The sequence below is a fragment of the Halomonas sp. XH26 genome (assembly GCF_024138895.1).
GTDB classification, from domain to species: domain Bacteria; phylum Pseudomonadota; class Gammaproteobacteria; order Pseudomonadales; family Halomonadaceae; genus Vreelandella; species Vreelandella alkaliphila.
In genome coordinates, this window is the sequence record NZ_CP071889.1 from 3,692,394 (window position 1) to 3,717,162 (window position 24,769).

Annotated in this window: 21 protein-coding genes; 6 read left to right on the forward strand and 15 right to left on the reverse strand. The window is 55.1% G+C overall.

The genetic code is table 11. The annotated features are described in order from the left end of the window. Position 1 precedes the first annotated feature (1 nt). Positions 2–1,426 carry a YfcC family protein gene (locus J4377_RS16895; protein WP_095603588.1) on the reverse strand — a complete coding sequence of 475 codons (1,425 nt, stop codon included), beginning with the start codon at positions 1,424–1,426 and terminating at the stop codon, positions 2–4. A 14-nt stretch (positions 1,427–1,440) separates the two neighbouring features. Then, positions 1,441–2,604 (reverse strand): M20 family metallopeptidase, encoded by a 1,164-nt coding sequence (locus J4377_RS16900; RefSeq protein WP_038479028.1) that lies wholly within the window; start codon positions 2,602–2,604, stop codon positions 1,441–1,443. Between the two features lie 253 nt (positions 2,605–2,857). Between J4377_RS16900 and J4377_RS16905 the strand changes: the two genes are divergently transcribed. Both J4377_RS16905 and J4377_RS16910 read left to right on the forward strand, forming a co-directional pair. Beyond that, entirely contained in the window at positions 2,858–3,739 is an 882-nt protein-coding gene (locus J4377_RS16905; RefSeq protein ID WP_120386180.1) for a LysR family transcriptional regulator, read from the forward strand. A gap of 33 nt (positions 3,740–3,772) precedes the next feature. Beyond that, on the forward strand, positions 3,773–4,249 hold the full coding sequence (locus J4377_RS16910) for an NYN domain-containing protein (protein ID WP_253486205.1): 477 nt from the start codon (positions 3,773–3,775) through the stop codon (positions 4,247–4,249). Positions 4,250–4,279: 30 nt separating this feature from the next. Here J4377_RS16910 and J4377_RS16915 read toward each other — a convergent pair whose 3' ends face one another. After that, a complete protein-coding gene (locus J4377_RS16915) occupies positions 4,280–4,633 on the reverse strand; it encodes a hypothetical protein (protein ID WP_038479037.1) in 354 nt (117 codons plus the stop codon). A gap of 213 nt (positions 4,634–4,846) precedes the next feature. On the opposite strand from J4377_RS16915, the gene J4377_RS16920 reads away from it, so the two are divergent. Beyond that, complete coding sequence (locus tag J4377_RS16920; protein WP_198348893.1) at positions 4,847–5,926, forward strand: ADP-ribosylglycohydrolase family protein; 1,080 nt, start codon at positions 4,847–4,849, stop codon at positions 5,924–5,926. 6 nt (positions 5,927–5,932) lie between these two features. Here the strand turns inward: J4377_RS16920 and ovoA are convergent, their stop codons facing one another. The 4 genes from ovoA to J4377_RS16940 form a co-directional block, all read right to left on the reverse strand. Further along, a complete protein-coding gene (gene ovoA / locus J4377_RS16925) occupies positions 5,933–8,080 on the reverse strand; it encodes a 5-histidylcysteine sulfoxide synthase (RefSeq protein ID WP_198348892.1) in 2,148 nt (715 codons plus the stop codon). Between the two features lie 488 nt (positions 8,081–8,568). Beyond that, the gene (locus tag J4377_RS16930) at positions 8,569–8,979 is read right to left on the reverse strand and encodes a DUF1090 domain-containing protein (RefSeq protein WP_120386177.1); all 411 of its coding nucleotides are present in this window, start codon (positions 8,977–8,979) and stop codon (positions 8,569–8,571) included. Between the two features lie 136 nt (positions 8,980–9,115). After that, positions 9,116–9,499 carry a histone-like nucleoid-structuring protein, MvaT/MvaU family gene (locus J4377_RS16935; RefSeq protein ID WP_038479048.1) on the reverse strand — a complete coding sequence of 128 codons (384 nt, stop codon included), beginning with the start codon at positions 9,497–9,499 and terminating at the stop codon, positions 9,116–9,118. A gap of 192 nt (positions 9,500–9,691) precedes the next feature. After that, positions 9,692–10,210, reverse strand: coding sequence for an AmiS/UreI family transporter (locus J4377_RS16940; RefSeq protein WP_095603580.1), 519 nt, complete (start codon positions 10,208–10,210; stop codon positions 9,692–9,694). Positions 10,211–10,743: 533 nt separating this feature from the next. Here J4377_RS16940 and paaX point away from each other — a divergent pair. Next, entirely contained in the window at positions 10,744–11,670 is a 927-nt protein-coding gene (paaX, locus tag J4377_RS16945) for a phenylacetic acid degradation operon negative regulatory protein PaaX (protein WP_253486206.1), read from the forward strand. 106 nt (positions 11,671–11,776) lie between these two features. Here the strand turns inward: paaX and J4377_RS16950 are convergent, their stop codons facing one another. Beyond that, positions 11,777–13,726 (reverse strand): sigma-54-dependent Fis family transcriptional regulator, encoded by a 1,950-nt coding sequence (locus J4377_RS16950; RefSeq protein WP_253486207.1) that lies wholly within the window; start codon positions 13,724–13,726, stop codon positions 11,777–11,779. A 227-nt stretch (positions 13,727–13,953) separates the two neighbouring features. On the opposite strand from J4377_RS16950, the gene J4377_RS16955 reads away from it, so the two are divergent. Together J4377_RS16955 and J4377_RS16960 are read left to right on the forward strand one after the other, a co-directional pair. Next, the gene (locus tag J4377_RS16955) at positions 13,954–15,438 is read left to right on the forward strand and encodes an aldehyde dehydrogenase (protein WP_038479057.1); all 1,485 of its coding nucleotides are present in this window, start codon (positions 13,954–13,956) and stop codon (positions 15,436–15,438) included. 46 nt (positions 15,439–15,484) lie between these two features. Next, a complete protein-coding gene (locus J4377_RS16960) occupies positions 15,485–16,858 on the forward strand; it encodes an NAD(P)/FAD-dependent oxidoreductase (RefSeq protein ID WP_253486208.1) in 1,374 nt (457 codons plus the stop codon). On the opposite strand, the gene J4377_RS16965 is transcribed toward J4377_RS16960, so the two are convergent. From J4377_RS16965 to paaY, 7 genes are all read right to left on the reverse strand, one after another. Then, positions 16,777–17,472, reverse strand: a complete 696-nt coding sequence (locus J4377_RS16965) for a S8/S53 family peptidase (RefSeq protein ID WP_198348890.1) — start codon at positions 17,470–17,472, stop codon at positions 16,777–16,779. The two genes, J4377_RS16960 and J4377_RS16965, sit on opposite strands and share 82 nt — an antisense overlap. Then, positions 17,463–19,163: an ABC transporter ATP-binding protein gene (locus J4377_RS16970; RefSeq protein WP_198348889.1), complete on the reverse strand. Its 1,701-nt coding sequence runs from the start codon at positions 19,161–19,163 to the stop codon at positions 17,463–17,465. The genes J4377_RS16965 and J4377_RS16970 overlap by 10 nt, the downstream gene beginning before the upstream one ends. 97 nt (positions 19,164–19,260) lie before the next feature. Further along, on the reverse strand, positions 19,261–20,376 hold the full coding sequence (gene peaD, locus J4377_RS16975; RefSeq protein WP_038479062.1) for a quinohemoprotein amine dehydrogenase subunit beta: 1,116 nt from the start codon (positions 20,374–20,376) through the stop codon (positions 19,261–19,263). Continuing rightward, complete coding sequence (gene qhpC, locus J4377_RS16980) at positions 20,376–20,729, reverse strand: quinohemoprotein amine dehydrogenase subunit gamma (protein WP_051626386.1); 354 nt, start codon at positions 20,727–20,729, stop codon at positions 20,376–20,378. The genes peaD and qhpC overlap by 1 nt, the downstream gene beginning before the upstream one ends. Next, complete coding sequence (gene peaB / locus J4377_RS16985; protein WP_038479065.1) at positions 20,726–22,153, reverse strand: quinohemoprotein amine dehydrogenase maturation protein; 1,428 nt, start codon at positions 22,151–22,153, stop codon at positions 20,726–20,728. Before peaB ends, qhpC begins: the two co-directional genes overlap by 4 nt. Positions 22,154–22,162: 9 nt before the next feature. Next, entirely contained in the window at positions 22,163–23,725 is a 1,563-nt protein-coding gene (gene peaA, locus J4377_RS16990) for a quinohemoprotein amine dehydrogenase subunit alpha (protein ID WP_198348888.1), read from the reverse strand. Between the two features lie 443 nt (positions 23,726–24,168). After that, positions 24,169–24,768, reverse strand: coding sequence for a phenylacetic acid degradation protein PaaY (gene paaY, locus J4377_RS16995; RefSeq protein ID WP_038479071.1), 600 nt, complete (start codon positions 24,766–24,768; stop codon positions 24,169–24,171). Between the last annotated feature and the right edge of the window lies 1 nt (position 24,769).

Sequence of the window (24,769 nt, forward strand, 5' to 3'; positions counted from 1 at the left end):
TTTATGTCCAGGAAAAGATCTGAGCCAAAGTAATCATCAGACTTGCCATACCCAGCTGAAGAATCGCTAATGGCAGTATCCATTTGATCCACTTACTCCACGACACACCTGCCACCGCAAGCCCTGCCATGAAATATCCTGACGTTGGAGTAAGTATATTGGAGATGCCATCACCAAACTGAAACGCAAGAACAGCTGTCTGACGGGTCACTCCCACAAGATCTGCAAGAGGTACCATTAGAGGCATTGTCAGTGCTGCTTGGCCACTGCCAGAAGGGACTAAGAAGTTCAGGACAAGTTGAACAAAAAACATACATACCGCAGTAACCACTGCGGGCATTCCGCTCAGCAGCCCTTCGAGATGATAAAGAATCGTATCCAGGATATCCCCATTTCTCAGAATCACCAGGATGCCAAAGGCAAAGCCCACTACCAGTGCCCCCATCGCAATCTCCTGAATGCCCTCAACAAAGTGGTCGGCAATTTTATTCGGATTCATACGCGCAAATGCGCCGATTAAAATAGCCATCAAGAGAAAGGCGCCGGACATCTCACCGATATACCAGCCATGGCGTATCACCCCATAGGCAATAACGAGAATAGTGCCTACAAAAGTAGCGAGGACGAGTTTATCGGCAACCGATAACGCGCCTGGATCCTCATTGGCTTGCGGTTTGCCAAATTGGCGGCGGTCGCTATTAAAGACAGGGCTCGCTTCGGGGTGAGCTTTCACTTTGGCCGCATAGCGAGTGACGAAAGCAATACTGACGCTGACGAATATTAGCCAGTAACAGGCCCGCAGGGTCATTCCAGAAAACATCGGGAGTTCAGCGATATCCTGAGCAACGCCAACGGTAAAAGGATTCATAAACGCTGCAGAGAAACCAGCACCAGCACCTACCAGTGGTACCGCTGCGGCCGTAATAGAGTCATACCCCAGCATACGCAGTAACGGTGCGAGGATAATGATAAAGGCAATTGTTTCTTCTGCGAGCCCGAAGGTTGCTCCTCCCATCGCAAATAAAAGCATCAGTAAAGGTATAAGAATGAGATCACGTCCAGTAAGCGCATTACTGATACTGGCAACAACTTTTTGTAAGACCCCGGTTGCTTTTAGAACGCCAAACGCGCCCCCCGAGATAAAAATAAAGAAGATGATGCTACTGCCTTCCCCCATACCCTCAAAGACCGCCATGAAAGGACTTAACCAGCCAGCTTCTTGCGCTTCCACCGCCGCATAACTGTCTGGCACTACAACCGTACGCCCTTGCTCATTGGTTACACGCTCATAGCTACCCGCCTGAAGAAAGTGGGTTGATAAAGCAGCGAGACAGATAAAGCTAAATAACACGACAAAAATATGCGGGAAGCGAAATGTTGGTCGTGAACTCTTCTCGTGTGTCATTGTTTTTTCGAGAGGTGTCATGGGGTGTCCCCAGTTTATTGATGGTTATCGAGAAACTGCATTGCCACATTTGTCAGGAAGTCGCTTCCAATCGACAGAATGGCATCGTTAAAGTCATAGTCAGGCTGGTGAAGTTTCGGTGTTTGTGGCCCTGAACCATTGCCAATCCATGCATAGGCACCAGGAATATGGGTAAGAAAAGCTCCCATATCATCAGCTCCCATGCTGACTGGGTGCTCTACCAGCTGTTCATGCCCCCAACGCTGCACCACCACATCGCGGCACAGTTGGGCACAACCGCGGTCATTGGCAACCGCTGGTGTTGAAGGAACGTAATCGAGTGTGACGTCGCATCCTGTTGCCTTGGAAACCCCTTCTGCCACGTCGCTAATCCGCTTCTCAAGGCGTTTGCGTAGCTCGGGTTTAAAGCAGCGCGCGGTACCCGTCAGCCGAGCAGTCGCCGGAATAATATTGCTAGCATGGCCGCTTTGCAGACTGCCGAGACTGATAACAGCGATGTCCTGGGGGTCAATATTACGACTGACAATCTGTTGAATGGCGGTTGTAAATAGGCTGGCCGCGACGATGGGGTCTGTTGTGAGATGAGGCATCGCTCCATGTCCACCCGTAGAGTGGAACGTCACCTCAAAGTCGTCGCTTGATGCCATGTGAGGGACGTCATGGATAACAAAACGCCCGGCATCTACACCTGGCCAATTGTGCAGTCCAAATATTGCATCAAGAGAGAATCTCTCCTGAAGCCCCTCCGCAAGCATCGCTTCAGCACCAGTACCAATTTCCTCGGCGGGTTGAAAAATCAACACAATATTTCCCTGAGCTGGGCGCTGGTTAACCAACTGTGCAGCAGCGGCCATCAGCATTGCCGTATGTCCGTCATGCCCACATGCATGCATTACATTTGACTGGCTGGAACGATGCGAAAACTGATTAGCTTCCTCGAGTGGCAAGGCATCGAAGTCGGCTCGAAGCCCAACGGTTGCCCCCTTGCTGGTGCCTTGGATGACGCCGACCACACCGTGGCCACCTATCTTCTCATGCACCTCATCTACCCCCAAGTCACGTAGCATCATTGCAATACGCTCAGCGGTTATAGACTCCTGACCAGATAACTCTGGGTGCTGATGGAGCTCCCTACGAAACGTGATCATTTTCTCAAGCTCAATGGCTGATAACGTCATGAGAGGTAAAACCTTGTTGTAAAGTGGTAAACCTGGGAGAAATGCGCCATCTGGCGTCTGCGATAACACATGCTTATGCAACATGAGCCGCGTACGCCGCTATACGCTTAGCCAGATTGTTTTTGAGTATGTTGTAACGCTTGGTACGAATAAAATACTTCTTCCCGATAGCGTCATACCTTTATGAGATGAGGCTTTAGTTGTATTTTCTGTATGAAATGAGACGCGCATCGTGACGTCTCCGGGAGCGGACATGGACACAAAAAAACTAAGGTACTTCCTGGCGGTGGTCGAAGCGGGTTCGATATCGTCTGCAGCCAAGCAGATACCGATCGCTCAGCCCGCCTTGACGCGACAGATACATCAGCTTGAAGCCGATATCGGAGCAGTCCTGTTTTATCGTGACCGCAAAGGGGTATCTCTGACCCAAGCGGGGCATTACCTATATGCCAACGGGCAGCGTCTACTGTCAGAACTCGAAAGTGTCGCGAAAAAAACACGCGATATTGCCAATGGCTACCGCGAAAGCCTCTCGCTCGGGATTAGCACCATACATCCCTATATTCCTAGCATCACAGCACTTATCAGCAGATTTCGCTCACGCTATCCATCAACGCAGTTAACGCTGGAATCAATGTTGTCAGGTCCTCAGGCAGAGGCGATTCTGGCGGGTCGGCTCGATGCAGGCATTCTATTCATTGAACGAGAAGATGAGCCACGGCTAGATTACTATCCATTAGCCAGTTTTCGTATGGCGGTCTTCACCAGTCGATGCCACCCTCTCATAGCGACTACCCCGACCTCGCTTAAGGATTTTCACGACGCGCCATTCATTCGGTTTAGTCGAACCTCAACACCTGGCAGCTTCGACCGGTTAGACAGGTGCTTTCAGAAGGTAGGCTTCGTACCCAATACTGTTCAGGAGTGTCGCGATGACATCACTATTCGCAGTTTGGTCGCAACGGGAATGGGGTATGCGATTATGCCGAGCATCATGGCACTAGGGGACGAAGACATTGTCGCCTATGAATTAGACGACTTGCCAATAGCCACGGATCTCATGCTTGCTTGGCAAAAGGGGCGTCAGCCAGCGGCAGTAAAAACACTATGCCTGCTCGCCGAAGAATCACATTGATTTCATCATTAACGACAAAAAAGATTATATCTAATGACCAAAGTTGCGATATTTGTTGATATCCAAAACGTATATTACACCGTGCGAGAAGCGTATGGTAAGAACTTTGATTACAACAAATTTTGGGCACAAGTAACCGCAGGAAGAGACGTTGTGGCTGCTTTTTGCTATGCCATCGACAGAGGTGACCAAAAGCAACGGGAGTTTCAAAATATACTCAGAGCAATTGGTTTTAATGTAAAACTGAAACTGTTCATCCAACGTTCAGACGGTTCTGCGAAAGGTGACTGGGATGTTGGCATTGCTCTCGATGCAATGGAATATGCAGAACAAGCAGATGTTATTGTATTAGTGTCCGGCGATGGAGACTTTGATCTTTTAGTCAACAAAATACGCGTTAAGCATGGTAAAAAAGTTGAGGTTTATGGTGTTCCCCAACTTACGGCAGCATCATTAATAAATGAGGCCAATGAGTTTATAGCGATAGATCGTTCGCTCTTGCTACGTTAGGTTGCTAATAGCGTCGCTTAACTACAGAGGTTATTCGCCTGGTAACTGATCGACCCGCGTGAGGGTAAGCCGCCGCCCCTCATTCGGAGAGAAGTGAAACTGGCCTTCTACCTCCACACTTTCATCTAAATAGGGCGCTATTTCCTGGTGGAGAAATATCTCAACCCGATTAAGCTGTTCGTCTTCGATCCAATAATGAAGGGGGTCGTTGAAATGCCGCACGACGCCCTGGGTCACGATTTGCCTATCATCAAAGGCAGCTGGGTTGTTCACCAGCATGGGCAATGGCACCGTTACGGTTAGTTGCCCGCGACATCCGCTGACAAGAGTTACCATCAGCAGCATAGCTACCATAAGGCCAAGGCGTTTTTGAAGTGATTTCATTGCGATGCTCCCTTCACTGTTGTTTGTCTTTTTGATCTCTATAGGCGTGGCCAGTATTAGCTTCGCAGGCGGACTGTACTCCCGCCATCCTCTCTATTTCTTGTACATACTTTATATTCGCGATGGCTCGCGGTAATGTTAACGCTCAATTTATGTCTTGCGTTGCTTAATACTGCATTTTCACAGCGAAACATAACGCTAAAGAGCCAGCCCATGACCCACACTGTGTTAGCAAGAGCGACTGCCGCGCTTAAAAACCTATTTATTGGCGATGCACTGGCCATGCCCGTTCACTGGTTCTATAACGTTCACGATATCGATAGCGCTTTTCCAGGTGGGATAAAAACATTTGAAGCGCCTCCTAAATTCCACCCTTCCTCGATTATGTCGATGCACTCTACCAGTGGCGGTGGTCGCAAACGTGCAGCGATTAGTCAACAGCCTGAGATTGTTGGCGGTGTCATTCTGAAAGGAAAGCAGTCGTACTGGGATCGCCCAAATGTACATTATCACCAGGGCATGGCTCCTGGAGATAACACGCTCAATGCACACTGTGCGTTAGCGCTAATGAAAACCATGACGGCGCCAGAGCAGCACTATAATAGTGACACCTTCCTTCAAGCTTATATCCGCATGATGACGGCAGAGACACCAGCCCACCCGGATACCTATGCCGAATCTTACCACCGCGGCTTTTTTGCAAATCTTGAAAAGGGATTGCCGCCCAAACAGTGTGGTGCGGTGACTCACGATACGCCTTCCATTGGAGGCTTAGTGACAATTGCCCCGCTGGTAATTGGCGAACGTATGAAGGGCACCTCTCTGACAGATACACGTAAGCTTTGCCGACAGCATCTCGCTCTGACACACCCGGACAACTTTCTCGCCGAGGTTTGCGACGCCTACGTTGAACTGATCGACGGTTTACTATTCCGCGAACGCGAAAGCTCGGTTCAGGAAATGCTACTACAGGGCACACGTGGCTTATCAAAACGTGATCTGACAAAACTCGTTGCTAGCCAATATAGCGAACGCGAAGTCGTCGGAAGTATTTTATCCACAGCCTGTTATATTACTGACGCCTGGCCTGCGGTGCTATATCTTGCCTGCAAACACCAACAGAACCCCCTTAAGGCCTTACAAATCAATGCAGAAATTGGCGGTGACAACGTGCACAGAGGTGCCGTACTAGGTGTATTACTGGGGCTGATCAACGGCGAAGCCGACGAAGATTTGTTTGCCCGGTTAACCGAACATGCGTCGATTAACCGGGCCATTGAGGGTCTTTTTTAAACCTCGCTAGGCACGACGCTCCCATAGCGTGACTTCCGAGAGGCTGTGCTGGTATTTATGCATGGTCTCACGGATCACAAAGGGCACTTTTTCAGGGGCGCTAATCATCCGGAAATTGGGTTCAAGCAGCGCTTTAAGGCCATCCAACGTGCTAACGTTTTCACCATCTTTCTTGAACCCACCAATCCACTCTTCCTTGGGCGTGTACTCTTCCAGCCAAGTATAAGGCGAGGCGATCATCAAAATACCGCCTACATTGATGCGCTGATGGATCGTTTGCAGAAACTGTGCAGGCTTGTAGAGTCGGTCGATCAGGTTGGCGGCCAGCACAAGATCATAATTGCTGAACTGCGGCTTGAGATTGCAAGCATCACCTTGATGAAAGCTAACGCGGCTCGCCGACTCTTCCAGCCCCAGACTCGCTAACGTACGCTCCTGGTAGCTGACTAATTCGCCCTCTTCCACACGGGTATAACGCAACACTTTTTGCTCGGCCATCTCCACGCCCTGGCGAATAAAGTTAGCCGAGAAGTCCACGCCATCAACGTGTTCAAACTCGCGGGCCAGCTCAAAACTGGAGCGCCCACTGGCACACCCTAGATCGAGGGCGCGCTTCTTCTGCTTGCCCGACAGGCTGTCCAACGCCCGGTTGGCCAATGCTTGTGGGAAGTTGGCAACGCCAAACCAGTCATCGCCGTAATGAAACTCTGCATACTCAGCCATGCGAGCATCGCTTTCATAATAGGCGCTGGGCAGCGTAACCTCTGCATCCGACACCACATAGCGGAAACCTGCATGCTGAAAAAAATGGCGCCGGAACGCATAGCGTGCACTAAGGCGCGTTTCGTTACCACACGATATCCATGAGCCGCCCTTAATCAGATTATGCTGATTGTCGAAAGTCGGTGTTGTGAAATCATCGTACAGCGGATGAACATCAAACCCAGGGAATGGATAGGTCGGGGTCTCCACCCATTGCCAGACGTTGCCCACGACATCAAACCACTGACCGTGCTGAAAACGAGTCACTGGGCAGGAGGAAGCGCCATGATCCAGATGCAGGTTGGCATTAGCGGGCGAACCACTATTTAGCTCGGTGACACCGGCTTCTTCAACCAAGCGATGCCATTCATCCTCTGTTGGCATGCGTACAGGCTGGCCGATCTGCTCACTTTTCCAGTTGCAGAAGGCTTTGGCTTCATGGAAGTTGACTTCAACAGGCCAATCCCAAGGCATCTCCACTTCTTCTGTCATCAAGCGTAGACACCATTCGTTTTTCCACACCCAAAAAGTGGGGTGCATCGCTTTAGCAAATTTGCGCCAGCTCAACCCTTCTTCAGACCAAAACGTATCGCTCAAATAGCCGCCAGCTTCTACAAACTCAAGAAACTCACTGTTACTCACCAAGAACTGGCTAGCCTTGAACTCATCCACTTCAGCCTTATGATGGCCGTACTCGTTATCCCAGCCGTACCAAGGGTCGTCAAAGGACTTGCCTAAGGTTACCCCTCCCCCTGGCACTGTGATCAGGCTGTTTTCCGGTGGCTCTCCGCTAATGCTCACTGGCTCCCATTCTCTCTGGGGAGTCACCAGATGAAGCTGCTGCTGACGGATTAATACTGACGACGTTTCCAGGTGAATCCGCTCATGCTCAATGCCCATGACAATGGGCCAAAACGGGCTGTCCCAATCAATTGGCAACGAAAGCGGTAGTTCTCGAATCAAGGTGAGTACCGCCGCACGAACCTTGTTGCGGTAGCTCATAACATCACTGACTGACGGCCACTCATAGTGGTCATCATTCAGGTCATCCCAACTCATCTCATCGACGCCAACAGCAAAAATAGACTCCATGTTGGGATCGATACGAGTGGGCAGGAGTTTAGCCAGCACTAGCTTGTTGACGAAAAACGTCGCGGTATGTCCGAGGTAGAAAATCAGTGGATGCCTAAGAGGGATGGACTTCCGAACGTACGCTTCCTCGCTCACTAATGTAGTAAAAAGTGACTCATAGCGGTCAAACGTCGCGGTAAAACAGGTCTCAATATCCCGACGTGTCGCGTCAGGATCATTACCAGCCAGCGTCACAGTGCGGGGGAAAAGGCCGAATGATGTCGATTCCTTCAGCCCAGCTTGGGAATTGGTGGAAGTCATCTCTTGGAGCACCTTTTTATCTTTAAAAACATAAGTTTTCTCGCACCCCGCCCAGGTATGGTGGACTCTCTATCACCACCGCTGAATTGCATTTGCACGAGGCAGATACCTATGATCATTAAAAACCATAAACTTGTACAAAAGCTAGTCTAGCTATACAAAAAGTTAGCCATAGCGCATTTTGTACATTTACATTTCAATAAAAAGAAGGCTTTACACTGGGTGGCGACACATCTATCAATGAAGCATCACTGCCTTCAACAGATGCTTGTTTAAGAACGTGAAGAGTAATGACAAGGTCTGATCCAGCATCAATATGCAGAGATCTGAGCCATTGATGCAGAATTCAAAATGCAGGGAGAGAGAAGGAGGGATAAATACAAGGTAATGTTACAGATGAAAAAACGTTAGCCTCCTTTCATCGGTAGTAAAAAGAGGCTGCTTGGAATAAGCGCATCGCTGCAGCTTACACTCAGTCTTGATGCAGACTATTCGTTAATACGTTGCTGCAGCAAATTCAGTTCTTGTGTGTGCTCTTCAAGCTCACGTACTTCTTCTGCTAATTTTTCACGCCGTTTCTGAATATCGTCTTCGTCGCCCTCTCTGAGAGCCTCCTCAAGTGCTAACTCACGCTCACGTACCTCTTCCTGGCTCTCTCGAACCTCTTCGGCAGCCTCTGTAATCACTTGCTCATTTGTGCAATTCTCTTCGATGGAGTGCAATGCACGCTGCAATCCTCTAACACGATGCTGATTATCGTGTGCTTGAGCGTATTCCAGCTGTTGTCGTAGGACAGTCGCTTTATCTTCACACAACCTTTCTGTTGCGTGCGCTGCTGGCAGCAGTAAAACTCCTGCTGTTGCAGCTAAACTTAAACAACAAAGCCATGTTTTTTTCATTACTCGCTCCTAGCGCTCTACGTGCTTTACAAGGTAAGCGTAAAAAAATATCGACCTTATAAAGATATAGAGATCATTTCCAGCTAGTAAATATACGCCGCTCGCGGTGGAACCGTGCGAGCGACGAATGAACAGATTAGGCGCGTTCTTCTACCACCCAACTAACCACTTCTTCATTGCCGAATTCAGCTTTCCACTCTTTAATGACGTTATGGTTGCCACCACGCGTTTCAACGACCTCCCCCGTGTGTGGGTTCTTGTACACTTTTAGAGGGCGCTTCTTGCGGCCATCGGTACTGCTTATTTTGGTGCCTTTAACAGATGCGGAGCGATATGATGGGTCAAGCATTTCGCATACATCGCGGGCTAGCTTGCCATGCTCTGTCATAAGCGCTTGCAATTTCTCGTTGAACTCCAGCTCTTTTTTCAATTCACTATTGTTTTCAAGCGCTTGCAACTCTTCCTGTAGCTGCTTTAACATCTGCTCTTTCTTGATGTAGTCGCTTAATACTGATGCCATGTATTCATCTCCTTAGTTTTAATGTCTTTGCCATATACTGATAGCACAGTAAAACATGTTAAGAGTGCTACTTCAGCATGGCAGGCGTACTCACGAGCAGGTGTGATTATTAAACGATTATATACCGTGTGATTTCATAATATAGGTGTTCTCAAAAAATTTTAAGTATTATTTACGTTTAGTAACGAACAGCTATGCATTAATAATCCCTAATAATATCAGAACGCCAGGAATCCAACCCGTAAAAACTGCGCAAAATAGTGTATAAATTGCAACTGAATGCTGTATTTTTTTCGCTAATGCTAGCAAGCAAAAGAAGCTGAACCACAAAGCAGACCATGCAAACCAGCTAAATGTATTCCACAGCTCAAAGTTAATTCCTATATCGGCGATAGAGCTTGCTCCAACAAACGCCGCTGTAATACTAACAAAAAAGCAGAACCATCCAAGACCTGCTCCATCCGCCTTTAAAAACTGGTTAGCTCCAACCCAAAGATAAGTAAAAGCAAATAACAAGGTAAATGCCCCCGTGCTAATTGCAGCAGAATTATCCGGTTCTCGGAAAATCAAATAGACAGCAATAATGAAGCTCAACACACCAACCATGATGTTGATAACAGATACCTCTTTGTCACCAATCTTTCCTAGCAGCCATATTCCGTTCACAAACAGTACTGCTCCGACATATAGCAAGGTAAGCCCTAAAATCATCACAACCATTCCTGTAGTTATTTTTTAATTTTTCTGGCGTTTTTAGTTTTCTTTTTCTACTGCTCCACTGCATATTTAATAAATATCTACATACCTCCTCGCCAGACACATCAGCGTTTTAAAAAAGAAAGTAACTTCCAATTAACATGGTCGTCGACGTGTGATCCTGTAACTGCTTCTTTTTATTTTATTTTCATAGAACGATTCACTTTTATTCAAACGACAACCAAGGTCTAGCAGCACATCATGCGAGCTAAGAAAGACCGAAATGGCACCAAGAAACTCTATTTTTAAAACCGGGGGAGTATAGCAGGGGTTACGTAAGCAACCATTGAAATTAGTGTCATATCTTCATAAGAAGCCGCAACGAAATGCTAGCGTCCACGACCTTTGCGATACTAAATCATTCTCCATGATTCACTGATAACCCTGCAGGCCAAATCGCAAAAAAACGTGATACGATAATCTTCTATAAAAGCTATATTTTCTGTCGTTTTGCGACAACTTCATCGTCAAGGGAATCAACACACACCATGTCGTCAGCTACAGACTGCGTCGCTACGCTTATTGATGACTTCCAGAAGCGTCGGCCTATTCGCGCCGGCTCACTGATTATTACTGTCTATGGCGACTCTATCGTTCCGCGGGGCGGTACTGTATGGCTCGGCAGTCTATCGAAACTGGTGGAGCCCATCGGTATCAATGAGCGGCTGGTGCGCACATCGGTTTATCGGCTGACCCATGAAACCTGGCTACGTGGCGAAAAGGTCGGTCGTCGCAGCTACTACCGGCTGAGCGGCACTGGACGACGTCGTTTTGAACAAGCTTTCAAGCGTGTCTATCACGGTGCCCAGCCACCCTGGTCGGGCCAGTGGACATTGGCGCTGCTGACGCAGTTGCCAGCCGACCGTCGCCAGCAGATTCGCGATGAGCTTGAATGGCTCGGTTTTGGTAGTTTCGCTCAGGGCGTGCTGGCGCATCCCACGCTGTCATGCGCGGAAACCATGGTGGCTTTGCAAGAGCTTGATGCGGCAGACGACACGATCGTAATGCAAACCCAGACCATGGAGCCCATGACCAGTAAGCCGCTGCGCCTGCAGGTCAGAGACAGCTGGAACCTCGACGAACTCGCCGAGCTTTACCAGCGTTTTCTGGTTAAGTTTCGCCCACTGTGGAATGCGCTCAACGCAGAGAACCATTTAGGGCAGGAAGAGTGCTTCATTGCTCGCACCTTGCTGATTCACGAGTATCGTAAGGTTCAGTTACGTGACCCCCTACTGCCTGACGAATTACTCCCCACGGCGTGGGAAGGTCGCTACGCCCATCAGCTCTGCCGCAACCTCTATCGATTGCTCTACGAGCGCGCAGAGCGCTGGCTGGACCGGCACCTAGAAACTGCCGAGGGCCCATTACCAGCCCCTGGCCCTAGTTTCTACCAACGCTTCGGTGGATTGGAATGAACGCCTTACGTGTCTTATGGCGGGGGGGCACCTACCCTCCGTTGAGCTAGACAGCCTATAAGGCCAAGCTGGAAGAGACCGTCCAGCTTGGTTGCACTTCACCGGCTCAAGGTGACGCTTCCCCCAGCCGTCGATAAAGCGTCGAGCGGCTGATACCTAGCGTCCGGGCCGCGGCAGTCATGTTTCCCCCATGGGCTTCGAGCGTACGTACCATATGGGTTCGCTCCATTTCTCGCAGTTCTTGGCAACCGTTGCCAAGGCCCTCCGATGTGACCGTATTACGAACGCCACTTTCTATGGGCTGAGCAAGCTTACGCTGCCAACGCGGCGAAAGCCCTTCTATGGTTAGCCGTTGGCACTCTGGCTCAGCTCCCACCAGAGCCGCTTCTAAACAGTGTATTAGTTCCCGCCAGTTGCCGGGCCAAAGGTAGGCAGTCAAACACTCTAATAAGGATTCATCCAGCGCCAGAGAGCGGCCATGTTGGCGACATAGCGCGGCCCAGTGTTGACGAATCTGTCCCGCGAGATCAGCCTGCTCGTTCAGCGTGGGAAGCTCTACTACCACCCCAGCCAGACGATAAAAAAGATCTTCGCGGAAGTCACCGGTTGTCACCAGACTTTCCAAATCGCGATGGCTAGCGGCTATTACTCGGCAGTCGATGGGCACCTCGCGGTGATCGCCCAGAGGCGTCACCACTCTCTCCTGCAACACCCGCAGCAGACGGGCCTGCAGCGCCAGCGGCATGTCACCGATCTCGTCGAGCATCAAAGTGCCACCATTAGCTTGTACCAGACGCCCGCTGTACCCGCCCTTACGGGCGCCGGTAAAGGCGCCTTCCACATAGCCGAATAGCTCCGCCTCGATAAGGCTTTCGGGCAGCGCTGCGCAGTTAAGTGCCAAGAAGGGCCGCTGCTCACCGAGACTGCTATGCAGTGCTCGAGCCAACTGCTCTTTTCCGGTGCCAGTTTTGCCCTGCAGCAGTACAGGCAAACCCGCTTCCAGTGCCCGGCTAGCTCGGCGAGCCTCCCGGGCCAGCGCCATGGGCCAGTCCTCCACCAGCGCCTCAAGCCCACGAGAGAGGAATGGTTCGGGTGACGCCGGCATCACCGTGGCTTCTCCGCTAAAAATTGCCGGCTGCCACTGATCCGGGGGATTGAGCCGCCCCACCAGTTGGGCGCCGGTAAGCGGCAGCCCCAGCAAGACCGAACACCGTTCGCATTGACGACAGATTTCCTTCCAGGAATTGCCCAATAATTCTTCAATATGGCGACCAATTAGTGAGGCAGAGGCCTCGCCCAGCCATTGGGCGGCCTGAGAATCAGCCGCCAAGATCAGCCCCGAGTCGTTCATTGCCACTAGACCACAACTCACGCCGTCCAACTCAGCCAGCGATGCGTGCACCTGGAGCACCCAACGCTGCTGGTAGTGGTGGAAAAACAGCCGTTGCTCCAACGCCCCCGTGAGCTGCTGCACTCGGCGCAGGAAAATTTCTGGTCGAGGGTGATTGGCCTCGAAGGTAAGGTCGATCAATCCTAAACAGTCGCCGTTGAGATCAAACAACGGGGCGGCTACACAGGAAACAGGGTTGTCGGGGAACAGCAGATGCTCGCAGGACTTGACCAGCACCGGTGCCCGCTCGATGAGCGCTAGGGCAGGTGCATTGGTCCCGAACCAGCGTTCATCCAGGTTGATGCCAGCCCCGATGTGAAAGCGATCATTAAGCACGAATCGCTGGCCGTAGCTCTTGAGCACGGTGGCATCCGGGGTGGCCAGCAGCAATTGGCAGCCACGCAGGTCCTCAGTCACTCGCCTGATCAGCGGGTCAGCCAGTTCAATAAGGCGACGATGCATCTCGCGCTGAGCGCGGAGTTCGCCACTGTCGAGCCGCGGCAACTCGGGTAGGCTACCAAGCTGCAGTCCATGCTCAATGCAGCGCTGCCAAGAACGGTCGATACTGGCATCGAGCATGCCCATCGGTAGTTGCTGGCCACGGAGCAGATGTTCACGGGCCTGGAGAATCACGTCGGGGGTTCTCAGGACTGTTTTGGAGATCATGGGCTTCTCCCAGCGAGGTTAGCGAGCTGTCCCAGAATGCGACAGCCGTCGTATCCGGCGACAAAACGGCGGAAGAATATCGTCATAACCAACCTTCAACTCACTGATATTGTTGTGATTATATTATTTCCCTGAGCTGGCACGGGGCTTGCTAGGGAGTATTGGAGGCGTGCAATGCTTAGCACGCACTCAAAACAATCATAAATCAGCCTGACAGGAGCACAACCATGACGCAGCCCTCAACTGCCATTCAAGCTTGGCTGGACAAGAGCCACGCTCTTTTTATTGGCGGCCAGTGGCGCACCGCCGCCAGCGGCCAGATGCTGGATGTCTATAATCCCGCCACCGCGGAAGTGATCAGTCAGGTTCCGGCGGGTGATGCCGCCGATATTGATGCTGCAGTCGGTGCTGCCCGAGAGGCCTTCCGTGACTGGCGCAAGTCGCGGCCAGCCCAGCGTGAAAAGCTGCTGCTGGATCTTGCCGATGCTCTGGAGGCCCGCGCCGATGACTTTGCCCTACTCGAGACACTAGACAACGGCAAGCCAGTGACCTTTTCGCGGCATATGGACGTAGCTCTCGCCATCGACTTTATCCGTTATACTGCGGGCTGGGCCACCAAAATCGAGGGGCGTAGCATGACACCCTCGATGCCTTTCGTGCCCGAAGACAAGCACATTATCGCCTACACCCGCCGCGAGCCCATAGGCGTGGTGGGTGCCATCATCCCCTGGAATTTCCCACTGCTGATGGCAACTTGGAAGGTCGCTCCGGCCCTAGCTGCTGGCTGCAGTATCGTACTCAAGCCCGCCGAGGACACCCCGCTAACCGCCATATTATTGGCAGAACTGGCCGAGCAAGTAGGCTTCCCGGCTGGCACTCTCAACGTCGTCACCGGTCTGGGGCACACCGCTGGAGCAGCGCTGGCCAGCCACCCAGGAATCAACAAGATAGCCTTCACCGGATCGACCCCCGTGGGTAAGCAAATCGGGCATTCCGCCATGGAGAACCTGACCCGTACCACCCTGGAACTGGGCGGCAAATCGCCGGTGATGGTGCTGGCCGATGCGGATATCGAGGCAGCCGCTACTGGCGCGGCTCAGGCAATCTTCTTTAACCAGGGGCAGGTGTGTACCGCTGGGTCGAGGATCTATGTACATGAGTCGATCCACGATACCTTCGTCACCAAACTCGCCGAACAGGCCCAGAAGCTGACGCTAGCGCCGGGCTGGGAACCCACCAGCACCCTCGGCCCGCTGGTCTCCTCTAAACAGCAGCACCGGGTGCTGGCGTATATCGAACAAGCGCGCAGCGACGGCGGCACCATCGTCACCGGCGGTGGTAAAGGCAGTGAAATCGGCTACTTCGTCGAGCCGACGGTGATCACCGGCTTGGCCCAGGAAAGCCGCTGTGTGCAAGAGGAGATCTTCGGTCCGGTGGTCGTGGTCCAGACCTTCCGCGATCTTAACGAACTGGTGTTACTGGCCAACGACTCTCCTTATGGACTGGCCGCCAGCATCTGGTCCAACGATCTTGCCGCGGTCAATCGCCTGGTACCAGAAATAGAGGCCGGTAGTATTTGGGTCAACGGCCACAACCTGTTGGATGCCTGCATGCCCTTCGGCGGCTTCAAACAGTCAGGCATTGGCCGCGAGCTCGGCGATTCACTGATCGAGCATTACACAGAGCAGAAATCGGTTGTGATGATCGTTTGATATAACCAAGTCCTGGCACCGTACCAGCCCCAAGGGGATTCATCTAATGCGCCAAGACATGGATAGCGAGATATTGATCGCCGGAAGCGGCCCCGCTGGTGCCGCTCTGGCCATGCTGCTGCATCGCGCTGGTCGACGAGTCACCCTGGTGGGGCGTGTCCGCGATTACCAGGCCATTGAGGGCATTGCCCGGCGCAGCCTCCAGGCCTTACAAAGCCTGGGGCTGCACCGGGCTGCCGCTTGCGCGGTGGGTCCTTTGCCGCGACGAGTTATCTGGGGTGGTAAGGCTCGGGCACCCAACGCCGAATGGCTGCTGCCGCGTCCATCCTTCGATGCTGCCCTGCTGGAAGATCTTCACGAGGCTGGTATCCCCATGATCAAAGCGAGGATCACGTTCCTGGAGAGCCAGAAAAGTGAAGTTCGTCTGGGCCTGGCAGATGGTCGCATACTGACCGCTCCCTGGGGCGTGGAGGCCCGGGGCCGGGCGGCGGCGCGGCGCCAGTTCCGCGACGCAGCTCCCTGGTCAACCCCTGCTTGGATCCTACGCGGCGAGGCCGCCGACTCAGACCCTGCCAGCGCTGCCCTGTCGTTGCCCGGCGGAGGCTGGGCCTGGTGGGCACGGCTTAAAGGCCAGCAGTATCTGCAGTTGGCCCTACCGGAAGCAACGCTACGCCGGGCACGGCATGACCCCAACATCTGGCTAGCCGCCCAGCCCGACCTGGCACAGCTCTGGGGCCAAGCCAAGATTTGTCATCACTACCAGCGCCCTAGCCTACTGGGGCGCACCCAAGTGAGAGAGGGGCGCCTCTGGCGCCTCGGGGATGCCGCTATGGCCATCGATCCCCTCTCCGGACAGGGCATTTTCAATGCGCTCTCCTCAGCCCACGGCCTAGCACCAGTTCTCAATAGTCTCTTTGAGGAAACCAGCATCGCGGCGCCCCTAGAGCGCTTCCACCAACGCCGCCAGGATGCCCAGTACTGGCGTTTCGCCCGGGCTGGCCGTGACTTCTACCGTCAGGCTGCCTATCAAGAGTCGATAGACGCCGATCCGGCACCCTACTGGACGGAGCGCTGTCACTGGCCCGATCATCAACCGCTACATCTACCAGAGCCCTGGGCTCAAGTACGAGTGAGACGCGGCCTGGCTATCATTGGTAACCACTTGGCAGAGCGGGAGCTGGTGTTTACCCAGGACCAGCCAATGGGAATTCAGGCAGTGGCGGGAATCTCCCTAGCGCCTCTGGTCAAGGCTATGCAGGATGGCGACCACGCAGCGGCTCGGGCACTATTGGCCGCCGCTGGCCCCGCGGCCATGGCGATCATCCGCTGGTGGGCCGATCACCCTGACTGGCCAGCGCTGCCCGAGCCCCACTCTCTTGGCGGTGCCCCCCTTTCACCGATTGACTCCGCCAGCCAATAGCCCAGCGCATGGGCCGCAGCGAAGCTGGCTCCGCCCAGTGCAGGAGGAGTTTCCACCGGTGGTGGCCCCACCTGCCAGGGCTGCCAAACTCGGCCTTCCTCGGGGAGATCTCGGCCCGCCCAGACGCAGGCGTACCAGTGGCCATTCCAATCACGCCGTGGCGAGCCCGGCATCAGTCCCGCGGCGCCACTCACTGCTATCACCCTGGGCCAAGCGGCTGGGTAGACCGGCGCCCCGAAGCGCGGGCTGGCAGCAACGATGCGGGTGCCTGCGGCCTGTAGCCTCTCCACCGCCTCCTGCAGTCGCGTGTCGGCTCGGGGCAACCCCAAACTACACAGCAGCCAAACCGGTGGCACCTCTGCTTGCCACTCGAAGGCCGCAGTCAGGGCAGCAGCATTGGCGGTGAGACGCTCCTCAAATAGCTTGTAGTAGGCGATTTCAAGCCGCGTGAGCGGCAAATAGTGGCCCAGGGTGGCGAGGATCGCCCGGCCATGACCAAGGTGATCTTCGGGGTCAGCACCACTGAGCGAGTGGAAGCGCGTCAGAGGCAAACCAGGAGGCACACCACTATCGATAACCCCCAGAGTCGGGCTGCTGGCCGGAATTAGAGACATGACGACGCCTCCACTGCAACCAGTTGCCCTTGCTGGAGCCGATAGTAGGCATCCAGATTGCCAAAGTGGTCGCTTTGGTGGCTGATAATCAGCCGAGTGCTATCTCCCAGCACCTCATCAAGCAAGGCATCGAAAGTTCGGGCAGCCGCTGGATCCAGCGCCGCAGTTGGCTCGTCCAGCAGCACCAAGCGAGGCTTTTTTAGCAGTGCCCGAGCCAGGGCCAAGCGTGAACGCTGGCCGCCAGAGACCTTGCCACCCAAGTCACCCAACTCGCTCTCTAACCCTTCCGGCAGGGCGGTCAGCCAGTCGGCGAGCCCAACGCGGGAAAGCGCGTCAATCAACTCGGCATCGCTTGCCTCAGGTGCCAGGGCGCGCAGGGTCTCGGCCAAGCTGCCGCGTAGCAGGCTGGGGTGCTGTTCCACCCAAGCAACCTGCTTGAGCCAATGATGGCGGGAGAGCGCATCAAGCGGCACGCCATCGACACGGATTTCACCCGACTCGAGCGTCTCCAGCCCTAGCAACAGACGGATTAGGCTGCTCTTGCCTGCCCCGGAGGGACCGGCAATCAGCACCTTGCTGCTCGGCGGAAGCGCGAGATCAATATCATCCAGAAGCCAACCGGATTGGCCGGGATGGCGGAAACGCACACCCTCCAAGCAAAGCCCACCAGGCCCGACAGGACGGCCGCCCTGGTAGGGATCACGCATGGCGGGCTCATTGAAGAGCTCGGCCAAGCGGCAAGCGCTGACCCGGGCCCGCTGCCACCCCCCATAGAGACCCAGCAGGCCACCGATGGGGGCCATCACCATACCGAGGTACGCCAACAGGGCTACCAGCTCACCGAGTTGCAACTGCCCCTGAATCACCAGATAGCCGCCCAACAGCAGCACCCCGGCCCGGGCCAGAGAGAGGATCAGTTGGGGCCCCACGTCGCTGAGAAAGCCCACCCGACGCACCGCCAACAGGCGTCGCAACTGCTCGTGGCCAAGTCCCTGGAGACGATTGAGTCGCGACGACTCCAGCGCCTGACCTTGAAACCAGGGGCCATGGGCCAGGGTATCCTGCCAGAAGCCAGAGAGTTCGCCGCTCTGTTCACGGAGTGCCTGCTGACGGAGAGTCAGCGCCGGGCGCCAAGCGCGCAGCCACAGCCATTGGATGGGTACTAGCACGGCCACCAGGGCCATTAGCATGGGACTGAATAGGCCAATCATAGCCAGCGCCCCCACCAGCCCTAACAGATTGGAGAGTCCGCTAAGCAAGCCGTCCAGGGCGAAGCCCTGGAGGATAGACAGGTCGCCATCTAGACGGCTCATCAGATCGCCTCGCCCTCGCGCCTGCCAACGGGCCGGTGCCAGGCGCAGCAGATGGCGAAGCAAGGAGCGGCGCAGCGAGAGCAATAGTCGGGCAGAGAGCGCCACATGCTGCAGCCGGGTTAGCCCCTGTAGGGCCAGGGTAGAGAGCCCCAACACCACCAAGGCGGCGACGTAGGCAGCGACGGTGCTGAAGTCCCCCTGCATAAGGCCGTGATCGATCAAACGCTGGGTGAGCAACGGAGGTAACAGCGCCAGCAGGGTCGCCACTAGGCTCAGCGTCAGCAGCCGGGCCAGCGCTATGCGCCGCGCCTTGAGGGGGCGGTAGAGCCAGCCCCAGGGCAGCGCCCCTGTGTCACGGGTGAAGTCAGGCTCGCGCATCGACGCTCTCTTCATTCATCAACCATAAGGGATGCCCCCAGCAAAAATGGCCGACCGCTTTCACAAGCGCCGGCCAGAAGGATCATGCAGCGGCAATCTAGAAGCGTGCCACCTTCAGCGTTGCGGTGCTCATATCACCGGGCAAGCGAATGCGCCCCAGATCATTGAAGTCATCATCATAGATGGCGATATCACTGGAAGCGCCGCCCAGGTAGATCCGCGAGCCGTCATAGGAAGTATTAACACTGTAGTAAGTATGATCAAGATCGATCACCTTCACTATCTCTTGGGTGCGGGCATCCAGCTTGCTGAGCTGAGTGTAGACGCCATAAAAGACGTCCCGCTCCCGGGGATCAGAAACCATGGAAAAGATGATGAACTCAAAAGGGGCTATCTCCTTGTTCTCGGTCTCGCCGGTGGCTAGGTCGACGCGGCTGATGCCCCAGTGCCAAGCTTCGTTCTTCTCGCCGGGATGCTCAGCTACCGTGTAGGGACGCAGGAACTCGTTGGCTACCTCGCCCATCGACCACATGGCTAAGGAGTCTGGCGGGCTAAAGCTGGGGCGATCCCAATTTCGGTTGGCAATGGCGATCTCGGTCTCGCCGTTTTCCGGGTCGACCCGATAGATATCAGCACCAGCCAGATAGAGATTACCGTCCTCGGCGGCCCCCATGGTCGTCACCTGGCGCGGTGCTGGGAAGGTAGCCAGGGGCTCGGCAGCTAGACCTGCTGCGGTGTCATAGACCGCTAGCTGTGGCTCCAATACTTCGTAGTGGTCGAGGCCTAGCCGCGCCCGATCCCAAATGCTATAGAGACGGCTGCCGTCGGGGCTCACGGCAAGGGAAGCGATGGATTTAGCGCGTATTGAATTGCCTGAGCCGCTGGCGCGAAAGACTTCCTCACAACTAGTGAGGTCGATGCCCACTACGTCTTCCCAGCGGTTGTGCAGCACATAGGCGATCCGCTCATCCGGCGATAGCTGCAGGGTGCCGGAGCCAAAGGCGCCTTCTACGTCACAGGTACGCACCACCTCCTGGGCCTCCGGATCGATCACGTAGAGCTGGTTGGGACGAACCATGGTCACCAGATACTCGCGTACTTCGTCAGCGCTGGCTTCATCGGCGACAGCAGCATTAACCACCAGAGGCTGGGCAGCGAAGGCCAGCAGCCCCATTAGGGTCAAATTGAGCAGCTTAATTTCTGAGCTATTCATCACTTATCGTCTCCCGGATAGACACTATCGAACTTGCGCCAATCATCCTCAGCGCGGTCGGCTCCATCCCCCCAGTTGGGGTAGGTGTTCATAGTGTCCGGCACCTGAGCAGGCCACCAGCAGGGGTCAGCGCAGCCATAGAGATCCGCTTCCATAGGTTGGCACAGCGAAGCCACGCCGCCGAAGGGGTCCACTTCCCAGCCCGGGTCAAAGCTAGACGTGCACCCGGCAATGGTCTGCATGGCCTGCACTTCTTCCAGGGCCTCTGGGCTAGCGGCCCGCTCCATTTCGCGGGCCTTGCGGTTGAGGGGTGCCAACCCCAGTGCGGTCAAGTTCTTCTTGTTATTTGTCATGCTGTCTGCCTCCCGGCCAGGGGGCCGTCGAGAAAATCGGGGTTATGACGCAGGATTCGAGCGTAGGCTTGAATGCCGAAATCGACCCAGTCGCGCATCAGGTCACAATAGTGGTAGGTGGGAGTCATAGGGTCGCCATAGCGGGCGTAGCTCTCGTGGTAGCAACCGCCGGAGCAAAGGTTGCGGATCCGACAGTTGCTGCAGCCACGCTCGGAGCGATCACTCCTGGCCTCGATAAACTGCTTGAGGCCTGCGTGATCGAGCCCCTCCTGGACGCTGCCAAAGGTGGGCATCTCGGAGCCGGTGAAACGGTGACAGAGGTGCACATCGCCCGCATGATCCACCGAAACCAGCCCTAAGCCAGCCCCACAGGGCACCGCCTTGCTGCGCCCTTCCCAAAGATCGGTGAGCAGTTGGTTGAAGTTACCGAAGCCGATATCGCGCCCCTGAATGGCGGCTGCCACGGCTCGCTCACCGAGCTCGACCATACCGTCGAAGACCCGCTTAAGCTCATCGCTGGTAAGATTGTAGTCAGCCATATCACCGGAGGTGACTGGGGCGAAGCCCGCCTCGGCGAAGCCCAGTTCGTTGACCAGGTGATCGTGAATACCGATAACGTCGGTGATGCCACGAGTCAGGGTCACCCTGGCTCCCACCGGTCGTGAGCGATAGCTGGCCAACAGCGGCTTAATGCGTTTGGCCACCAGGTCATAGGTGCCCTGGCCGTTGACCGCAATACGGTTTTTGTCGTGGACCGCTTTAGGGCCGTCCATGCTCACCGTGAGCCCAAAGCGATGGGCGTCGAAGAAAGCGATCTTTTCCTCGTTCAGTAGCGTGGCGTTGGTGGTCAGCGTGAAATCTACTGCCTTACCAAGCCCATGAATGCGCGCCTCGGCCCAGTCCACCACCTGGCGGATCAAGGGCATGTTGCTGAGCGGCTCGCCGCCAAAGAAGACGATGTTGTAGCGATCCCGCTGCGGGGCTTCGCGCATCATCATCTCGATAGAGGCCTGGGCGGTGGCCAGATCCATCTTCTTACCGTCCCGGGGGTTATCCAGGTCTTCCTTGTAGCAGTAACTGCAGCTAAGGTTGCAGCCAGTGTTGACATTGAGCACCACAGTAGAGAGCGGGAACTGCTCCACCTTTACGCTGGGATTATAGGCCTGGACAACACCATCGGTGATCAGCTTCAGTGCCTTAAGCTGTAGCAGCCGCTCCTGGATATCGTCGCCGCTGGCCTGATGTATCAGATGGCCCGGCAGCGCCCGGCTATTGAGCCCCTCCTTTCGCCCGGCCAGTGCCAGCAGCTCCTCGCTGAGTGCGTCCGGGGCGAACAAACTCGTGGTGGGGATATGAAACCACAACGGCTGGCCTTCTACTTCCATCCGATGCAGGTTCTCGGGTATGGCTTGTAAGATTCCCATGGTGATCTCCTAGCGAAGCGGCGGGTTGTTCCAGCGTTGTACGGTAACGATCAGTTGGGCTTCGTCCTGTATCGCCTCCTGTCCTACCACACTGGCGGTCACCCGTAGGTTGCCCACGCTGTTGGCGTTGTACTGACGCAGCGGGTTGGGCCCAGCCCCGGCAGGTGAGAAGATCCCTGTGGCGGCGTCCAGTATGCCCGCAAACCTGACATCCTCGTCGCGCTCGGCGATCTTGTCCCAGGGGGAAACGCTCCAACGTACCGGTACCTGCCCCAGCGGGATGGTCTCATCAGCCCCGTCCAGATATCCGGCGGCGGTGAAGACGCCACTCACCGGCGGAGTCTTATCGTTACCGATGCGAGCAACTCCCAGCGTTGGACTTACCTCCAAACGATCTACCGTGCGATAGCCAGCCAGCAGCCTCTCGGCACTGATCTCGCCGATCTGCATAGCCAGCCAGCCGGGTGTGAGATCGTTGCTGGCCTCAACGTCCAGCACCAGGCGCATGTCGCTACGTTCGATCACCTTACGCACGGTGACGCCCTCCCCAAGACTGATTTCCCCTTCCCCAAGGCCGTGGCCCAGTAGCACCAGCCGGCTACGCTCACCGGCCTTGAGTGAGGCGGGCAGGCTGGCTAACACCGCAGACTCGGCCGCTTCGTGAGGCACCATTTCCACCATCATTCCAAAAGCATCGTCATGATCATCGAAGATGCGCCCGCTGGGATGCGCACCGGAGAGATCCAGTACCTGCTTGAGATCACGACCGTTGAGGTTCAGGTTGGCGCGCCACTCATAGCCGGTATAAACGATGGCCTGGCCTTCGCCACTGAGCGGACGACCACTGGTGAAAGCGCCGTCCAGGCTAAGGGAGTAGGCATCCTCGCCTTCATCGGTGTTAATAGTAACGTCGGCATAAAAGTCGCCTTCTCCGGGCCAGTGCCCCCAGAGCTGCCAGTCACCCTCAGGAGAGGTCTGTTCGGCCTGCTGCCATGACTCCCAAGCTTCATTTTCGAGACTTTGAGACTCGGCCAGCCAGGGAGCGATCTCGTTCAGGGCGAGATCGAACCAGTCACGATCCCGTGCCATGGACTGGTACTCAGTGGTCTGGAACTGGCCCACATGGAAGTGCACCAGTCTCTCCCACTCTTCCTGGGGACGGCGCTGTAGTTGGGCGCGGCCGCCAGTATGACAGCGGGCACACATTTCCTGATAGCTAGGATGATCAAAGGACTCGATACGGTTGAGGCGTCGCTCGATCAGTTCACGCTGAGACGCGCTCTCCTCGGGCGCTAGGCCGCGGGTATCAGCGAGGAACTTGACGATATCCCGGCGAGCCTCCTGGGGCAGCTCCAGGCCGTGCATGGTCTGCATGCGCGCGATCGTCATGTCCCAGCCTTCCGGGGTCTTACGCTGCGCACTAATGCGACTCCAGCTCTGGGGGCCACTTTGGGCCTGATGGCAGGCTGAACAGTGCCTGTCGATAGCCTCGCTGCCAGCAGAGGCCAAGACGGCGCCGGTAGGCAGCAGCAGGGCTAGGCTACAGAGCCCTGTAGGAAGTGCATGTCTCATCACGGAGGGTTCTCCACGCATTATTGTTGTCGTTATGTTCACCTGCGGTTCTCTTCGCGGACGAACATAGAAGGTGTGTGCCAGTACCATTCAACTTGCATTGACCGCGCCGACTATCAACTATTTCTTTTTATTCATGTAGTTAAAGTTATTTACTTATCTGAGTTTTTTTAGATTTTCAATCAACCGGCAGCAATCGGTGCCCCAACTTGCAACAGTTGCGTATGGACTTGAAACACTTTGCCTCTTCAAATTTGATCATCATTGACCGTGACGGCACCTGGAGTTTCGGTCGACTCAGGTTTGAGACTTGGCGCTCAGGAAGGAAAGGGGGGGGATGGGGCGACTACAAAGACCACTTGAGGCTACCAACCTGTGGTTGGGTGGGGGATGGCTCGCCAGGGGGCGCGGTGGTAGCGAGCCATACTATAAGTATCGCCTTGCTACGCTATGCTCTGCTGCTTAGGTTGTGTATCACCGGCTAGCAAGGTTGGCCGGTCAGCATCGAGCTCTGCCAGCGGTTCACAAGGTTCCAAGCTGTCACGGCAACGGGTCACTAAACGCTGATACTCTTGAGTACCCTGCTGCTTCCAAGCAAACTCCTCATCACTCAGCGGGCGTTTAACCTTTGCAGGAGCCCCCATCACCAGCGACTGTGGCTCACACTCGAAGCCTGCCTTGACGAATGCTGCTGCCGCAACAATAGAGCGCTCCGCTATGTGAGCACCATCCATCACTACAGCGTTCATGCCGACCATGGCATCACGCCCAACCACGCAGCCATGCAAAACCGCGCCGTGGCCGATATGGCCATCTTTCTCAACCTTAGTGACACAGCCCGGAAAGCCGTGCATGACGCAGGTATCCTGCAGGTTCGCACCCTCTTCCAGCACCAGTCGGCCGAAGTCACCGCGCATCACCGCGCCGGGGCCAACGTAACAATTGGGGCCAACAATCACATCCCCGATGAGCACTGCGGTCGGGTGGACATAAGCGGTCGGGTGCACCACTGGCGTCACCCCTTCAAGTCGATAGTAAGGCATC

Coding starts and splice junctions, on each gene's coding strand:
- J4377_RS16895 (WP_095603588.1), bottom strand. CDS start 1,426: ATGACACCTCTCGAAAAAACAATGACACACGAGAAGAGTTCACGACCA.
- J4377_RS16900 (WP_038479028.1), bottom strand. CDS start 2,604: ATGACGTTATCAGCCATTGAGCTTGAGAAAATGATCACGTTTCGTAGG.
- J4377_RS16905 (WP_120386180.1), top strand. CDS start 2,858: ATGGACACAAAAAAACTAAGGTACTTCCTGGCGGTGGTCGAAGCGGGT.
- J4377_RS16910 (WP_253486205.1), top strand. CDS start 3,773: ATGACCAAAGTTGCGATATTTGTTGATATCCAAAACGTATATTACACC.
- J4377_RS16915 (WP_038479037.1), bottom strand. CDS start 4,633: ATGAAATCACTTCAAAAACGCCTTGGCCTTATGGTAGCTATGCTGCTG.
- J4377_RS16920 (WP_198348893.1), top strand. CDS start 4,847: ATGACCCACACTGTGTTAGCAAGAGCGACTGCCGCGCTTAAAAACCTA.
- ovoA (WP_198348892.1), bottom strand. CDS start 8,080: ATGACTTCCACCAATTCCCAAGCTGGGCTGAAGGAATCGACATCATTC.
- J4377_RS16930 (WP_120386177.1), bottom strand. CDS start 8,979: ATGAAAAAAACATGGCTTTGTTGTTTAAGTTTAGCTGCAACAGCAGGA.
- J4377_RS16935 (WP_038479048.1), bottom strand. CDS start 9,499: ATGGCATCAGTATTAAGCGACTACATCAAGAAAGAGCAGATGTTAAAG.
- J4377_RS16940 (WP_095603580.1), bottom strand. CDS start 10,210: ATGATTTTAGGGCTTACCTTGCTATATGTCGGAGCAGTACTGTTTGTG.
- paaX (WP_253486206.1), top strand. CDS start 10,744: ATGTCGTCAGCTACAGACTGCGTCGCTACGCTTATTGATGACTTCCAG.
- J4377_RS16950 (WP_253486207.1), bottom strand. CDS start 13,726: ATGATCTCCAAAACAGTCCTGAGAACCCCCGACGTGATTCTCCAGGCC.
- J4377_RS16955 (WP_038479057.1), top strand. CDS start 13,954: ATGACGCAGCCCTCAACTGCCATTCAAGCTTGGCTGGACAAGAGCCAC.
- J4377_RS16960 (WP_253486208.1), top strand. CDS start 15,485: ATGCGCCAAGACATGGATAGCGAGATATTGATCGCCGGAAGCGGCCCC.
- J4377_RS16965 (WP_198348890.1), bottom strand. CDS start 17,472: ATGTCTCTAATTCCGGCCAGCAGCCCGACTCTGGGGGTTATCGATAGT.
- J4377_RS16970 (WP_198348889.1), bottom strand. CDS start 19,163: ATGCGCGAGCCTGACTTCACCCGTGACACAGGGGCGCTGCCCTGGGGC.
- peaD (WP_038479062.1), bottom strand. CDS start 20,376: ATGAATAGCTCAGAAATTAAGCTGCTCAATTTGACCCTAATGGGGCTG.
- qhpC (WP_051626386.1), bottom strand. CDS start 20,729: ATGACAAATAACAAGAAGAACTTGACCGCACTGGGGTTGGCACCCCTC.
- peaB (WP_038479065.1), bottom strand. CDS start 22,153: ATGGGAATCTTACAAGCCATACCCGAGAACCTGCATCGGATGGAAGTA.
- peaA (WP_198348888.1), bottom strand. CDS start 23,725: ATGAGACATGCACTTCCTACAGGGCTCTGTAGCCTAGCCCTGCTGCTG.
- paaY (WP_038479071.1), bottom strand. CDS start 24,768: ATGCCTTACTATCGACTTGAAGGGGTGACGCCAGTGGTGCACCCGACC.